The organism is Nonomuraea sp. NPDC048882, from assembly GCF_040649755.1.
In the GTDB taxonomy this organism is placed as follows: Bacteria; Actinomycetota; Actinomycetes; order Streptosporangiales; family Streptosporangiaceae; genus Nonomuraea; species Nonomuraea maheshkhaliensis.
Genome location: NZ_JBEZGB010000008.1, coordinates 455,307 through 468,463, shown reverse-complemented (window position 1 = coordinate 468,463; position 13,157 = coordinate 455,307). Strand labels below are relative to the sequence as shown.

Sequence of the window (13,157 nt, the reverse complement as noted above, 5' to 3'; positions counted from 1 at the left end):
ACGGCCGGTGCCGGGTCAGCGGTCGGCGGTGGTGCGGGACAGGAAGTCGCGGATCAGGCCGGCCACCTCGTCACCCGCGCTCTCCAGCAGGAAGTGCCCGCCGTCCAGCAGATGGATCTCCGCGTTCGGGACGTCCTGGGCGAACGCGCGAGCCCCGTCGGGCCCGAAGATCTCATCGCCCTTGCCCCACACGGCGAGCAGCGGCGGCTGGTTCGCCCGCAGGTAGGCGTGCAGCTCCTTGTACAGCGGCGGGTTGGTCGCGTAGTCGCGGAACAGGGCGAGCTGGATCGCGTCGTTGCCGGGACGGGACACCAGCGCGTGGTCATGGTGCCACGTGTCGGGGCTGACCAGGCTCTCGTCCGGGACGCCGGTGAGGTACTGCCAGCGGATGGCCTCCAGGCTCAGCGCGGTGCGGATCGCGCGCTCCGTCTCGGGCGTCTGCTCCCGGTGGTAGTCCCACACGCTCTGCCAGAACTCCGGGACGAAGCCGGCGGCGTACCCGTTGCCGTTCTGCGTGATGATCGCCGTGACGGCCGCCGGGTCGTCCAGGGCCAGCCGCCAGCCGATCGGGGCGCCGTAGTCCTGGACGTATACGGCGTAGCGCCACACGCCCAGCTGGTCGAGCAGGCCGGCGGTGAGGCCGGTGAGGGCGTCGAAGGTGTAGTCGAACTCGTCGGCCGGCGGGGCGTCCGACAGCCCGAACCCGAGGTGGTCGGGCGCGATCACGTGATAGCGGTCGGCGAGCGCGGGAATCAGGTGGCGGAACATGAATGAGCTGGTCGGGTAGCCGTGCAGGAGCACGATGACCGGCGCGTCCGCGGGGCCGGCCTCCCGGTAGAACAGCCGCCGGCCCTGGACGGTGGCGTAGCGGTGGTGAACGGCAGTCATGTCTAACTCCTATAAGTCATTTTGATGGTTAGACTCAAGCATGGCCTGGTGTAACCTGTCAAGGAGACTTTGGAGGTTAGGTTCGTCATGGTGATCGATACCGACGAGAAGCTGCTCCTCGACCTGCTGAACACCACGCCCGTACACGAAGGACAGCCGTCCGACCTGCTGGCAGACCCCGCCGACGGGCTGCGCTGGCTCTCCGCGCACGGTCAGCCGGCCTCGGAGGAGGAGTGGCGCGCCGCGCTGGACGCCCGCTCGGCACTCCAGGACGTCGTACGCGGCGACGCGCCCCCCGCCGCGCTCGCCCGCTTCGTCGAGGGCGTGTCGTTCCTGGCCTCGCTCGGCGGCGAGGGGGACGAGGGGATCGAGTGGACCCCGCGGTTGCCCGTCGGGCGCGTCGCGGCGGCGCGCGCCGTACTGACGTGGGACGCGCTGCGCGTGTCCGGCCCAGGGCGGCTGCGTGCCTGCGCCAACGACGAGTGCCGGCTCTTCCTGATCGATCACAGCAGGCCGAACAACGCCCGATGGTGCTCGATGGCCGGCTGCGGCAACCGCATGAAGGCCAGGCGCCACTACCAGCGCACCCGGCAGGGCAAGACGGACGGTTAGCGGCGGCCGAAGCCGGTCACGAATGGTCAACGGACGGTCGGCGGCCGAAGCCGGCTCGGTGGCGGTTCACAGCACCTTGAGCAGCCGCCCGGCCAGCTCCGCCGACGAAGCGGGATTCTGCCCGGTGAACAGGTTGCCGTCGGTCACCGTGTACGGCCGCCACATCTCGCCCTTGCTGAACTCCACGCCAAGAGCGACCAGCTCGTCCTCCAGCAGCCAGCGCGCCATCGGCGCCAGCCCGACCGCGTTCTCCTCCTCGTTGGTGAACGCGGTCACCCGCCGGCCCGCGAACGGCGACCGGCCGTGGATCCGGGTGGCCAGCATCGCGGCCGGGGCATGGCAGACGATGGCCAGCGGCTTGCCGGAGGCCAGCGCCGCTGTCAGCAGCCGGCCGGCGTCCGCGTCCTGCCACAGATCCTCCATGGGGCCGTGGCCGCCGGGAAGGTAGAGGGCGTCGTAGTCGTCCAGGCGGGCGTCCGGCAGCATGATCGGCCGCCGCAGCGCCTCCGCCGACCGGATCGTCTCCTCCAGGCCGAGCGCCGTCTCCGCGCCTCCGGCCAGGTCGGGCCGCAGGCTCATCATGTCCACGTACGGCACCACCCCGCCGGGAGTGGCGACCGTGATCTCGTGCCCGGCCTCGGTGAACGCACGGTACGGGGCCACGAACTCCTCGGCCCAGTACCCGGTCGCGTGCCTGGTGCCGTCCTTGAGCGTCCAGTACGCCGCACCGGTCATCACGAACAGGAACTTCGCCATGACATTTCCCCCTCGATCTGCGCTGATGACAGATCAGTCGAAGACGACGACCACGCGGCCGATCACGTGGCCCCGGCCCAGTTCGTCCAGCTTGTCGTTGATGTCGCCGAGGCTGATCGGAGTGACCGTGTGCTTGACCCGCCCCTGGCCGGCGTAGGCGAGCACCTCGGTGAGGTCGTTGTGGTTGCCCCAGAAGGATCCGGAGAACGTCCGCTCACCCGACACGAACGGGAACACCGGGAACTCGACGCTGTCACCCATCAGGCCCACCGACACGAGCGTGCCCTCGGCCGCCAGGAGCGCGGCGTTGAGCTCCAGTGACTGCGAGGCGCCCGAGCAGTCGAGCGCGGCGTCGATCTCGCCGCGGCCGGTCAGCTCGGCGAGCTCGGCCCGTACTTGATCAGGCGTCTTGCCGCGGGTGTTGATCGTGTGGTCGGCGCCGTTCTCCCTGGCCAGCGCGAGCTTGGCGTCGTCGCGGGCGAAGGCCACCACGGTGGCTCCGCCGCCGAGCAGGCGCGCGTACTGCACGCCGTAGCCGCCCAGCCCGCCGATCCCGCTGACGGCCACCGTGCGTCCGGGCGCCAGCCGGCCGGCGGCACGCAGCCGCTTCATCCCCCGGTACGGGGTCAGCCCGGCGTCCACCAGCGGCGCGAGGTATTCGGGCTCCAGGCCCGCGTCCGGGTCGATCCGGATGAGATGACGGCTGGGCACGTTGACGTATTCGGCGAAGCCTCCCGGCGGGCCGAAGCCGATCCAGCCGCCGCTGCCGGTGCACAGCTGCTCATTGCCCTCGTGGCACTGCCGGCAGGTGCCGTCGCCCCAGGCGGGATAGACGACCACCAGGTCCCCTTCCGCCAGGCCCGCCGAGGCGGGAACGTCGGCGCCGAGCCGCTCGACCTGGCCCGCCACCTCGTGGCCGGGAATGTAGGGGAACGTAAGGTCGATCGGGAAATATCCGTCGATGAGTTGGTAATCGCTCCGGCACATCCCCGTCGCCCGGACCTTGACGAGGACCTCCTCGGGGCCGGGTTCGGGAATCGGTACCTCGTCGATCTGCAACGGCTGCTTGAGGCCGTGCATCCGGGCCGCGTACATGCTCATGATGCCTCCAGATCCGGTATGGATCACTGCGGCTGCGAAATTCGCCGTACATTCCTCAAATTAGCGACAAACGCCACAAATCAGACAAAATTCCATGTAAATCTCGGTCTCCGGAAAAATGCGGCCGCGGCCGGGCGCCGGAGGGTGGAAACGTCGTCCCGTCGTGATCTGCGACCAGCATGATCATCGGCGTGAAAGACGTGATCTTATGCTTCGTCGCCGACGGCGTCGTCCTGGCGACCGGCACGCCGGCGCTGGCCGCCCCCAAGGACCCGCTCGCCGCCCTGCGCGCCCAGCTCTCACCCGGCAAAGGGGTGACGCTCAAGCAGCGGACCGTCGGCAAGTCCGCCTCCACTCTGGCCCGCTCGGGGCGGGTGCGGTTCGACCGGCGCGGCATCGCCGCCTCCGACCTCACGGCCAAGCTGAACGTGAGCGGCGGCGACGACGAGCAGGACGACACGGCAAGACCTGGTTCAGGCAGTCGCCGGGCTGGACGTGCGGGACGACCGCCATGTTCGGCGACTTCGTCAACGCCGCCGAGCCGAGCACCCTGAAGGCCCTGCTGTCCCGTTCCGCCCGCAAGGGGACGACATACACGGGCAGCATGAGCGTCAAGGACCTGCGCCGCGTCTCGGCGTGGACCAGGGACACCGTGTGGTGGGAGCTCGCCCCCGGCGTCAAGGTGCACTGGACGCTCGTATTGGGCCCGTCCGGCCTGCCCCGTACGCTGACCACCAAGCTCGCCGACGCGAAGGTCGGCATGAGCGCGATCGGGATGAAGGCCACCTACTCCGCACTCCGGCCGCGTTCGCAAACCCTGGGGCCTACCCCGCCGAAACAGCTCAAACATCTTCCCGATGGGAACGGCGGCTAGTGCCAGGACTACCTCCAGGTCTCACCCGCGCGCCCGTGTGCGCGGGCCCGGCCGGCACTTGGATGGTCGGCATGACAGACACACGTTCGATTCCCGGCCGTTGGGCCGAAGGCGCCGGCGCGGTGCTGGGGCCCTTGCTGCTCATCGCGGCGGTCCTCACCCGGATCGGCGCGGACGACTTCTTTCCCGGCCAGCTCGCCGCCTACGCCGCCGATCCGGGACGGATGGCCGTGTCGTACGGGCTGTTCGCCGCCGGCGTGGTGCTGCTCTGGCCGGCCACCACGGCGCTGGCCCGGCGCATCGCCGTGACGCATCCCGGCTGGGCCGGGTGGGGCGCCATGCTGGTCGTGCTCGGGCTGTTCGGGCGGGTCTTCCACGCCGGCGTGAGCCATCTGGCGTTCCAGATGGTGGACGAGCTTGGGCTGGAGGCGGCACGGCGGGCCGTGGCGGACACCTACGGCGCCTTCCACGTCTTCAAGGCGACCTCCGTCTGCATCATGGGTGGCTGGATCGTGCTCGCCGTCGGCGCCTTCCGCGCCAGGGCGTTCGGCGCGGGTCCGTTCGGTGTGGTCAGGTGCGTGGCGCTGGCGCTGGGGCACGCGCTGCCGCTGGGCGTGCTGAAGGGCAGCAGCGACCCGATCTCGGTGCTCGCCCTGGCGGGGCTCGCCGTCGCCCTGGTGCCCTTCGGGCTCGGGCTGCTGCGGAACGGCCCGGCCCCCCGCTGGTGGGCCGTCGCCCTCACCGTCGCGCTGGTGCCGGGCGCGTACGTCGTCGGCATGTTCGGCTGACCGCGGGGACGCTAGCGCCGATGGTTGGATGGTCGGCACGTTGATCGGCGGGAGGATGGCGGGCATGCGGGTGTCGATGGCGAGCGTCGCGGCGCGCTCCGGCCGCGTCAACGAGGACTTCACCGGCGCAGTCCCGGCCGGAGCGGTGCTGGTCGACGGCGCCGGCATCCCCGGCGCCGAGGCGACGTGCCGCCACGGCGTCGCCTGGTACGCCTCCCGCCTGGGCGCCACCCTCCTCGCCCTGCTCGCGTCAGGACCCGACCGCGGCCTGCGCGAGCTGCTCGCCGAGGCCATCGAGCGGGTGACGGACGCCCACCGCGGCACCTGCGCCGTCGCCGACCCCATCGGCCCTTCGGCGACCGTCGCCATGCTGCGCGTTTCCGGCGGCGTCCTCGAATACCTCGTGCTCGGCGACTCGTTCCTCGTGCTCGACCGGGCGGACGGCGCGCCGATCGTCGTCACCGACCCGCGCGAGGTGGTCATCAGCAGCTCGTACGTGCCCGCGCTGGAGGCAGCGGGACAGGGCACCGACGCATACCAGCGGATCCTGAACGACCTGCGCTCCCACAGGAACGCGCCGGGCGGCTTCTGGCTGGCCAAGGACGACCCGCGGGCGGCCGGCGAGGCCGTCACGGGAAGTTGCCCGATCGTGGAGCTGTCCGGCGCCGTCCTGCTCAGCAACGGAGCCGCCCGCCTCGCGGACGAGTTCAGGACCGGCTGGCCCGAGGTCCTGGCCGTGCTGGCTTCGGACGGGCCCGCCGAGATCATCCGCCGCGTCCGGCAGGCGGAGGCCCGCCACGCGGTACGGCCGGACGACGCGACGATCACCCACTGCACCGGCCTCGGCGAGCAGTGAACGTCACCGGCCCAGGGCCGCGACGGGCTCAGCCGAGGTCGGCGACCAGGGACGGGGCGAGCGCGGCGGCGGCTTCCGCCATGTTGTCGTAGATGTCCAGGGTGTCCCAGACCCCGGTGATCTGAAGGAGCCGTGCCGGCAGATCCTGTACGGAGGCCAGCCGCAGGCTGCCCGCCCCCGCCAGGACGTCGGCCCGCACCCGCAGCAGCACGTGCAGCCCGCTGCTGTCCATGAACGTGAGCCTGTGCAGATCCAGGATCAGCGGGCGGCCGGGCCGCCACGCGCCGGCGATGGCGGACTCCAGGCGCCCGGCGTTGGTGGCGTCGAGTTCCCCCGCCACGGTGACGTGCACCCCGGCGGGGGAGAGGCGGCTGTTCACGCTGAGCGTGGTGGCCGTCGTCCTCAGCATGTCGGCGAGTGCGCGCGGTTGACGGGCATGAGCAACCCCCGGGGGAGTAGGTCGGCCTGATGTGGACGGCTTTCACCGTCACTCCCGAGGCTACGCCGGAACTCCGTTACAGGAAAGAGGATTCGTCAATTTGCGGTGAGGTAATCCTCGGATGAGGCGGCGCTCGGGTGCGGCGGCGGTCGGGTGCCGGCGATGCCCCGGTGCGGCGCCGCTCGGGCGGAGCGGCGCCCCGATGGAGCGGCGCTTCGTCGAAGCGCTGCTCAGAGGTGCATCTCGCCACCGTCCACGACCAGGTCGGCGCCCAGGAAGAAGCTGCCCTGGTCGGAGGCGAGGAAGGCCACCACGTTGGCGACCTCGTCCGCGCGCCCGATCCGGCCGAGCGGGACGGCCTCGATGAAGCGTGCCTTGGCGCGGGCCGCGTCCTCCGTCCCCTCGGCCACCCCGTCGAGCCCGGGCGTGTCGATGGTGCCGGGGGAGATCGCGTTGACCCGGATGCCGCGGTCCTTGAGCTCGTTGGCCCAGGTCCTGGCGAAGGATCGGATCGCCGCCTTGGAGGCCGCGTACGCGCCGAACGCCGCGACGCCGTCGCCGGCTCGTACCGAGGAGTTGAGTATCACCGACGCGCCGTCGTTGAGCAGCGGCAGCGCCTTCTGCACCGTGAACAGCGTGCCGCGGACGTTGACACCGAGGATCTGGTCCAGGTGCTCCTCGGTGGTCTGTTCCAGCGTCGCGAACGAGGCGGCGGCGGCGTTGGCGAACAGCACGTCCAGGCCCCGGCCCCGATCCCTGACCGCGGCGTAGAGGCGGTCCAGGTCGGCCGGCTCCGCGATGTCGCCGGGCACGGCCGTCACCGCCGCCGGGCCCATGCTCTCCACCGCCGCGTCGAGGACGGTCTTCCTGCGCCCGGTGATGAACACGTGCGCGCCCTCGGCCACCAGCCGCCGCGTCGTGGCCAGGCCGATGCCCGTTCCGCCGCCGGTGATGACGGCGGTCTTGTTCTCCAGCGTTCCCATGGCTCTCACCTCGTCATATTTATGCATCGATCGGTACAGAAGTCGACGATAGCACTTCCGCACTGTCCGGTACAAAAAGCGGTAGACTCGCCTCATGCAGACCCAGGGGAAGGCGCCGATCGGCCGGCCGCGTGGCTTCGACCCGGACGAGGCACTCGACCGGGCCATGCGCGTCTTCTGGGAGCAGGGCTACGAGGGCGCCAGCCTCACCGACCTGACCAGGGCCATGGGCATCAGCCGCACCAGCATGTACGCCGCCTTCGGCAGCAAGGAGGAGCTGTTCCACCTGGCCCTGCGGCGCTACAACGACGGCCCCGCCGCGTACGTCCCCCGGGCTCTGGAGGAGCCGGTCGCGCGGCAGGTCGCCGCCGCCTTCCTCGCCGGCGCCGTCGAGGCCACCACGCGCCCCGGCTGCCCCGCCGGCTGCTTCGGCGTGCAGGGTTCGCTGGCGGCGGGCGAGTCCGGCCGCGGCGCCCGCGACACGCTGGCGGCTTGGCGCGACAACGGCGTCACGCTGCTCAAAGAACGGTTCCAGCGGGCCGTGGACGAGGGCGACCTGCCCGCCGGGTCCGATCCCGGGCTGCTCGCCCGCTACCTCATGACCGTGGCCAACGGCATCGCCGTCCAGGCCGCCGGCGGCGTCGCCCGCGACGACCTCGAACTGGTGGCCGACCTGGCCCTGCGCCAGTGGCCGCCCGCCTGAGGGCGCTGCCCTCGGCGTAGAACGTTCCATTTCGCGCTGTTTTGACACCTTCTATGGGTAACCGCTATCTATTGCCCAACCGTTAGGGGGTGTCATGCAGGACGCGGTGCTGGCGATGCTCGCCAAGGAGCCGTCGCACGGGTACCAGCTGCACGCACGGCTGCGGCGCAGCCTCGGCCCGCTGGGCGAGTCGATGAACCGGGGGCAGATATACGTCACGCTGGCCCGGCTGGAGCGAGCGGGCCTGGTGACCTCCGAGCGCGAGGACGGCCTGCCCGAGCGGCCCGAGCGCAAGGTCCACGCGCTGACGCCGGCCGGGCAGCAGCGGGTGGCCGCCTGGCTGGCCGAGGTGGGCTGGCCGAAACCCGACCTGGCGGAGTTCCATCTCAAGCTCGCCGCCGCCGCGGCGGCCCGGCTCGCCGACCCGGTGGAGCTGGTGGCGGCCCAGCGCCGCGAGCTGCTGCGCCGCCTGCGCGAGGCCCAGCAGGCGGCGCTGGCAGAACCGGCGCACACAGGGTCGGCGCGAACAGAGCCTGGGGGGATGGCGGGGCCGGGCGCGGGCCTGCTGCTGGAAGGGGTCATGCTCCGGATGCGAGCCGACCTGCGCTGGCTCGACGCCTGCGAACGAGCCTGGTCCAGGGCCGACGACGAAGCCGAGGACGGATGAACGGGTCGAATGCCGCCGCGGTCGTGACCCGCGGCCTGGTGAAACTGCACGGCCAGGGCCAGAGCGGGGTCCGCGCCGTGGACGAGATCGACCTGGAGGTGCCCCAGGGCCAGACACTGGCGATCATGGGCCCCAGCGGCTGTGGCAAGTCCACACTGCTGCATTTGCTGGGCGGCCTGGAGCGGCCGTCCGGCGGAGAGGTGTGGCTGGCCGGGCGGCGCGTCGACACGCTGAGCGAGCGAGCCCTGGCCCGCCTGCGCCGCCGTTCGGTGGGATTCGTCTTCCAGGCCTTTCACCTGATGGAGGAGCTGACGGCGGCGGAGAACGTGGAGCTGCCCGCGCTGCTGGCCGGCCGCTCACGCCGCCAGGCCAGGCGGCGGGCCGGCCGGCTGCTGGAGCGGGTCGGGCTCGCCGCGCGCGCCCGGCACCTGCCCGCCCAGCTGTCGGGCGGGCAGCGCCAGCGGGTCGCCGTGGCCCGCGCCCTGGTCAACGACCCCCTGGTCGTCCTGGCCGACGAGCCCACCGGCAACCTCGACAGCGCGGCCACCCACGACGTGCTGCGCATCTTCGGGGAGCTGCGTTCAGCCGGGCAGACGTTCGTGATCGTCACCCACGACGAGCGGGTGGCGGCCACGGCGGACCGGCTGATCTCGATGCGCGACGGGATGTTCGTCGACGACCTGCGGATGGCCGCCGCCCGCCCGCGCGGGCTCGGCGGGCTGATCGGGCTGGGGGACTGAACGCCATGGGCTCCCTCGTGCTCGTCCTGCGCCTGGTGCCGGCCGACGTGCGCCGGCACCGGCTCCAGGCGGCGATGCTGCTGCTCGCGGTGACCGTGGCCACCGCCACGATGGCCCTGGGCCTGTCACTGAACGGCGTGAGCGACGCGCTGTACGAGCAGACCCGCGCGGCCACCGCGGGACCGGACATGGTGGTGCTCTCCGGCGAGTCCGGGCGCGCCGTGACCTCGGCCCTGTCCTCGCTGGCGCGGGATCCGCAGGTCACCGCCCACCACGGCCCCTACCGCATCGTCTACGCCGACCTCGCCGTCCGCGGCCGGATCTCCAACGTGGTGGTGCACGGCTTCGCGGAGCGGCCGGGCGCGGTCAACCGCCCGCTGACGACCTCGGGCCACTGGGTACGCCCCGGCGGCACCGTACTCGAACGCGGCTTCGCCACCGCGCTCGGCGTCGGCGTCGGCGACCGCGTCACCATCGCCGGCCGGTCGTACCCCGTCGTCGGGATCGCCGTCACCGCGGCCACCTCCGTCTACCCGGGAGCGGCGCAGATCGGCCCCGGCGGCGCGGGCAGCGACTACAGCGGCCTGGCCTGGATGACCACATCGGACGCCAAGACACTCGCGGCCTCCCATGACCTGCCGGTGACCCTCGCCCTCGACCTCGCGCTGCGCGACCCCGCCCGCGCCGAGACCTTCCGCGAGGCCCACCGAGAGGCCCACCGCGAGGCCGGTCTGCGGCTGAGCTTCCACCCCTGGCAGTTCACGGCCAGGCAGGACCTGACCCTGCTCAGGAGCAGCCAGCCGATCCTGGTCGTCGGAAGCTGGCTGATCGGCTTCCTGGCGATCACCGGGGTGGCGGCGCTGGCCGCCGGGCGCGCCGCCGCGCAGACACGCAGGGCCGGGCTGCTCAAGGCCGTCGGCGCCGGCCCCGGCCTGATCGCCACCGTGCTGCTCACCGAATACCTGGCGCTGGCGCTGGCCGGCGACGCGCTGGGGCTGTTGATCGCCCGGCTGAGCGTGCCCGCCATCGCCAGCCCCACCGACAGCCGGATCGGCGACGCGGCCGGGCCAGGCACGGCCGCCGTCGTCACCGCGACCCTGCTCGCCGTGGCGGTGGCGGTGCTGTCCACGCTGCGCCCCACGCTGCGGGCCATGCGCACGGCGACCGTCACGGCGCTGACCGCCACCGCCCGCCCGCCCCGCCACCGTCCCCTGCTCACCGCGCTGTCCGCGCTGCTGCCCACGCCGCTCCTGCTCGGGCTGCGGCTGACCGCCCGCCGGCCGGGCCGCGCCGTGCTGCAGGCGTGCTCCACCGCCGTCACGGTGATCGCGATCGTGGCCCTGCTGACCCTGCACGCCCAGACGGAGCGGGGCTACGGCCTGGGCGGCTCCTCCGTCCTGCCCAACCTGCGCGGCGAGCACGACCGCCGGCTCATGCTCGCCGTCGCCGTCCTGCTCATCACGCTCGCCGTGGTGAACACCATCATGTTCACCTGGACCACGGCCATGGAGGCCGAGGCGAACATGGCCGTCGCGCGCACGCTCGGCGCCACCCCCGGCCAGATCTCCGCGGGGCTGTCGGCCGCCCAGCTCCTGCCCGCCCTGCCCGGCGCCGTCATCGGCATCCCCCTGGGCCGCGGCCTGCTCTCGATCTTCGCCGCCAGGAACGCGGTGGAGGCGCCCTCGTCCTGGCTGCTCGCGGGCGCGCTCGCGACCCTCCTGGCGACGGCCGCGCTCACCGCCCTGCCCGCCCGCCTGGCGGCCCGCCGCCCCGTGGCGCGAGCGCTCAGCGCGGGAACCGGCTGATCACCCGATTCCCGATCACCGGGGGATGAACCGGGAATCGCTGGGTATGCAGCACAACATTCCGGTGAGGAGAACGCGTACCGATCGACGATGATCCGTGCCCTCACCCCCGCTCGGCGCCGGTGACCGACTACGCCTGTGACCGTATCTGACGTCACTGGGCCTGATGGGACGGGAGCCTGACATGACGACGACCAAGCCCGGCGGCCGGCCGCCGTCGCCCTCGTCCGGCTGACGCGGTGCCCGGCGATGGACCTGTCGGACCGGGAACGCCGGATCCTGGGCGAGATCGAACAGGAACTCCGCCGCGGGGACCGTGCCTTCGTCCGCCGCGTCGAGTCGCTCAACGCCGCCTGCCGCAGGGCGGGGGCGCAGCGCTACGCCGCCCACACCACCTGGCGGGAGCTCTGGTGCGTGCTGCTGGTGGCCCTCGGCCTGGCCGCGCTCGCGGTCCTGCTGGTCCTGTCCGCCGGCGGCGTCCGCGCTCCCGCGCCGCCGTCCGTGCCCGCGCCGAGCCACGCCCTGGCGCCGATGCCCGCGCTCAGGCCCGTCTCCCGCGCCCGCTCGGGCCCCGCCTGGACCACGAGCGGAGCCGGGCGGAGACCGGCGCATGTCGCGATCCTTACCGAATGCGGAGCTTTCGCCGAGGGCGGCCAGAGGTTGCTCCGGGAAGCCTCGGGTAGGCGGGCGGACCGCGGCATTCCGGACGAGCGCGAAGGAGCGCATGGACATGACCTTCAACCCGTTGCGGGAGCGGGGCATCCCGCTGGACAAGCAACTGCGCAACTGGCGTGAGCTGAACGTCGTCCCGATCGATCCCGACCACGCCGATCCCTACACCAGGTGCCGGATCATCACGATGAACGGGATCGAGGTGGAGGCGATCATGTTCAGCCACCACCTGGCTCGCCACTGCCCGGACCCGGAGATCAAGCAGCTGCTGGCCCGGGTGCGCTACATCGAGGCGCAGCAGCAGAAGGTGGTCAACTGGCTGCTGCCCGGAGTGTCCTCGGTGCTGGAGACCACGATCGCCTACGAGCAGGTGGCGGTCGACCTGACCGCGTGGGTGGCGCGGATGGAGCCGGACTCCTACCTCAAGCAGGCCTACCAGTTCGGCGTGCTGGAGGACTTCGACCATCTCTACCGCTACGCCAACCTGTACGAGATGATCGAGCACCGCAAGGCGGAGAAGATCGTCGACGGGGTGACCGAGGTGATGCCGGGCCGGCCGACGTACCTGCATCATCGCGACCCCGTCGACAACGTGCGCGAGCCCTACGACCGCTCCAGCACGGCGCCGATCTCCAAACTGCACGCCCTGACGATCATGTCGGCCGAGCAGCAGACGATGAACTTCTACATGAACGTCGGCCCGACCGCCATGGAGCCGATCGCCCGGCAGCTCTACCAGGAGATCGGGATGATCGAGGAGGAGCACGTCACCCACTACGAGTCGCTGGTCGACCCGGGCGAGAGCTGGTGGGAGATGCTGCTCAACCACGAGTACAACGAGTGCTACCTGTACCACTCGTTCATGGAGACCGAGTCGGATCCGAAGGTGAAGGCGATCTGGGAGCTGCACCTGAACATGGAGCTGGAGCACCTGCGCCTGGCCGCCGAGCTGTTCAAGCGGCTCGACGGCCGTGACCCTGAGCAGGTGTGCGCGCCCGAGCTGCCGGCGCCGGTGACGTTCGAGCCGAACAAGGCCTATCTGCGGGAGCTGCTGGCCACCCAGATCGACCTCACCACGCTGGGCACCGGGTACGTGCAGGAGGCCCACGAACGCTTCGAGAAGATGCAGGAAGCCCTCATGGGCGGCGAACCTGCCCCCTCGGAGCGGGTCATCGACGACAACCGGGCCGTCTCCGGCCACGAGTACCGGCTGCAGACCGAGGGCGAGCACCCGGTCGGCAGCCTGGCCGCCAAGCGCTGACCCACCCGGCCC

At 71.8% G+C, this 13,157-nt stretch carries 16 protein-coding genes; 11 read left to right on the top strand and 5 right to left on the bottom strand.

From position 1 onward, the window contains the following. Positions 1 to 15: 15 nt before the first annotated feature. A complete protein-coding gene (locus AB0C27_RS29550; protein ID WP_357850089.1) occupies positions 16 to 888 on the bottom strand; it encodes an alpha/beta fold hydrolase in 873 nt (290 codons plus the stop codon). Between the two features lie 87 nt (positions 889 to 975). On the opposite strand from AB0C27_RS29550, the gene AB0C27_RS29545 reads away from it, so the two are divergent. Further along, positions 976 to 1,500 carry a CGNR zinc finger domain-containing protein gene (locus AB0C27_RS29545; RefSeq protein WP_357850086.1) on the top strand — a complete coding sequence of 175 codons (525 nt, stop codon included), beginning with the start codon at positions 976 to 978 and terminating at the stop codon, positions 1,498 to 1,500. Between the two features lie 66 nt (positions 1,501 to 1,566). Here AB0C27_RS29545 and AB0C27_RS29540 read toward each other — a convergent pair whose 3' ends face one another. After that, on the bottom strand, positions 1,567 to 2,256 hold the full coding sequence (locus AB0C27_RS29540; protein WP_357850083.1) for a type 1 glutamine amidotransferase domain-containing protein: 690 nt from the start codon (positions 2,254 to 2,256) through the stop codon (positions 1,567 to 1,569). A gap of 33 nt (positions 2,257 to 2,289) precedes the next feature. Continuing rightward, positions 2,290 to 3,357 carry an alcohol dehydrogenase catalytic domain-containing protein gene (locus AB0C27_RS29535; protein WP_357850080.1) on the bottom strand — a complete coding sequence of 356 codons (1,068 nt, stop codon included), beginning with the start codon at positions 3,355 to 3,357 and terminating at the stop codon, positions 2,290 to 2,292. 191 nt (positions 3,358 to 3,548) lie between these two features. Between AB0C27_RS29535 and AB0C27_RS29530 the strand changes: the two genes are divergently transcribed. From AB0C27_RS29530 to AB0C27_RS29515, 4 genes are all read left to right on the top strand, one after another. Then, the gene (locus tag AB0C27_RS29530) at positions 3,549 to 3,911 is read left to right on the top strand and encodes a hypothetical protein (RefSeq protein WP_357850077.1); all 363 of its coding nucleotides are present in this window, start codon (positions 3,549 to 3,551) and stop codon (positions 3,909 to 3,911) included. Continuing rightward, positions 3,869 to 4,231: a hypothetical protein gene (locus AB0C27_RS29525; RefSeq protein WP_357850074.1), complete on the top strand. Its 363-nt coding sequence runs from the start codon at positions 3,869 to 3,871 to the stop codon at positions 4,229 to 4,231. Before AB0C27_RS29530 ends, AB0C27_RS29525 begins: the two co-directional genes overlap by 43 nt. Positions 4,232 to 4,302: 71 nt before the next feature. Further along, the gene (locus tag AB0C27_RS29520) at positions 4,303 to 5,019 is read left to right on the top strand and encodes a hypothetical protein (protein ID WP_357850071.1); all 717 of its coding nucleotides are present in this window, start codon (positions 4,303 to 4,305) and stop codon (positions 5,017 to 5,019) included. Positions 5,020 to 5,047: 28 nt separating this feature from the next. Beyond that, entirely contained in the window at positions 5,048 to 5,875 is an 828-nt protein-coding gene (locus AB0C27_RS29515; RefSeq protein WP_357850068.1) for an integrase, read from the top strand. A 28-nt stretch (positions 5,876 to 5,903) separates the two neighbouring features. On the opposite strand, the gene AB0C27_RS29510 is transcribed toward AB0C27_RS29515, so the two are convergent. Then, a complete protein-coding gene (locus AB0C27_RS29510; protein WP_357850065.1) occupies positions 5,904 to 6,284 on the bottom strand; it encodes an STAS domain-containing protein in 381 nt (126 codons plus the stop codon). 260 nt (positions 6,285 to 6,544) lie between these two features. Then, positions 6,545 to 7,297: an SDR family oxidoreductase gene (locus AB0C27_RS29505; RefSeq protein WP_357850062.1), complete on the bottom strand. Its 753-nt coding sequence runs from the start codon at positions 7,295 to 7,297 to the stop codon at positions 6,545 to 6,547. 94 nt (positions 7,298 to 7,391) lie between these two features. On the opposite strand from AB0C27_RS29505, the gene AB0C27_RS29500 reads away from it, so the two are divergent. The 6 genes from AB0C27_RS29500 to AB0C27_RS29475 all read left to right on the top strand — a co-directional run bounded on the left by AB0C27_RS29500 (position 7,392) and on the right by AB0C27_RS29475 (position 13,145). Then, positions 7,392 to 8,000 (top strand): TetR/AcrR family transcriptional regulator, encoded by a 609-nt coding sequence (locus tag AB0C27_RS29500; RefSeq protein ID WP_357850059.1) that lies wholly within the window; start codon positions 7,392 to 7,394, stop codon positions 7,998 to 8,000. 94 nt (positions 8,001 to 8,094) lie between these two features. Continuing rightward, positions 8,095 to 8,667, top strand: coding sequence for a PadR family transcriptional regulator (locus AB0C27_RS29495; RefSeq protein WP_357850056.1), 573 nt, complete (start codon positions 8,095 to 8,097; stop codon positions 8,665 to 8,667). Beyond that, positions 8,664 to 9,407, top strand: a complete 744-nt coding sequence (locus AB0C27_RS29490; RefSeq protein ID WP_357850052.1) for an ABC transporter ATP-binding protein — start codon at positions 8,664 to 8,666, stop codon at positions 9,405 to 9,407. The genes AB0C27_RS29495 and AB0C27_RS29490 overlap by 4 nt, the downstream gene beginning before the upstream one ends. Positions 9,408 to 9,412: 5 nt before the next feature. Next, on the top strand, positions 9,413 to 11,212 hold the full coding sequence (locus AB0C27_RS29485; protein ID WP_357850049.1) for an FtsX-like permease family protein: 1,800 nt from the start codon (positions 9,413 to 9,415) through the stop codon (positions 11,210 to 11,212). 249 nt (positions 11,213 to 11,461) lie between these two features. After that, entirely contained in the window at positions 11,462 to 12,007 is a 546-nt protein-coding gene (locus tag AB0C27_RS29480; protein WP_357850046.1) for a DUF3040 domain-containing protein, read from the top strand. Next, entirely contained in the window at positions 11,943 to 13,145 is a 1,203-nt protein-coding gene (locus AB0C27_RS29475) for a ferritin-like domain-containing protein (RefSeq protein WP_357850043.1), read from the top strand. Before AB0C27_RS29480 ends, AB0C27_RS29475 begins: the two co-directional genes overlap by 65 nt. Positions 13,146 to 13,157 lie beyond the last annotated feature (12 nt).

Coding starts and splice junctions, on each gene's coding strand:
- AB0C27_RS29525 (WP_357850074.1), top strand. CDS start 3,869: ATGTTCGGCGACTTCGTCAACGCCGCCGAGCCGAGCACCCTGAAGGCC.
- AB0C27_RS29475 (WP_357850043.1), top strand. CDS start 11,943: ATGACCTTCAACCCGTTGCGGGAGCGGGGCATCCCGCTGGACAAGCAA.
- AB0C27_RS29520 (WP_357850071.1), top strand. CDS start 4,303: ATGACAGACACACGTTCGATTCCCGGCCGTTGGGCCGAAGGCGCCGGC.
- AB0C27_RS29545 (WP_357850086.1), top strand. CDS start 976: ATGGTGATCGATACCGACGAGAAGCTGCTCCTCGACCTGCTGAACACC.
- AB0C27_RS29550 (WP_357850089.1), bottom strand. CDS start 888: ATGACTGCCGTTCACCACCGCTACGCCACCGTCCAGGGCCGGCGGCTG.
- AB0C27_RS29485 (WP_357850049.1), top strand. CDS start 9,413: ATGGGCTCCCTCGTGCTCGTCCTGCGCCTGGTGCCGGCCGACGTGCGC.
- AB0C27_RS29495 (WP_357850056.1), top strand. CDS start 8,095: ATGCAGGACGCGGTGCTGGCGATGCTCGCCAAGGAGCCGTCGCACGGG.
- AB0C27_RS29510 (WP_357850065.1), bottom strand. CDS start 6,284: ATGCTGAGGACGACGGCCACCACGCTCAGCGTGAACAGCCGCCTCTCC.
- AB0C27_RS29535 (WP_357850080.1), bottom strand. CDS start 3,357: ATGAGCATGTACGCGGCCCGGATGCACGGCCTCAAGCAGCCGTTGCAG.
- AB0C27_RS29490 (WP_357850052.1), top strand. CDS start 8,664: ATGAACGGGTCGAATGCCGCCGCGGTCGTGACCCGCGGCCTGGTGAAA.
- AB0C27_RS29480 (WP_357850046.1), top strand. CDS start 11,462: ATGGACCTGTCGGACCGGGAACGCCGGATCCTGGGCGAGATCGAACAG.
- AB0C27_RS29500 (WP_357850059.1), top strand. CDS start 7,392: ATGCAGACCCAGGGGAAGGCGCCGATCGGCCGGCCGCGTGGCTTCGAC.
- AB0C27_RS29515 (WP_357850068.1), top strand. CDS start 5,048: ATGGTCGGCACGTTGATCGGCGGGAGGATGGCGGGCATGCGGGTGTCG.
- AB0C27_RS29505 (WP_357850062.1), bottom strand. CDS start 7,297: ATGGGAACGCTGGAGAACAAGACCGCCGTCATCACCGGCGGCGGAACG.
- AB0C27_RS29540 (WP_357850083.1), bottom strand. CDS start 2,256: ATGGCGAAGTTCCTGTTCGTGATGACCGGTGCGGCGTACTGGACGCTC.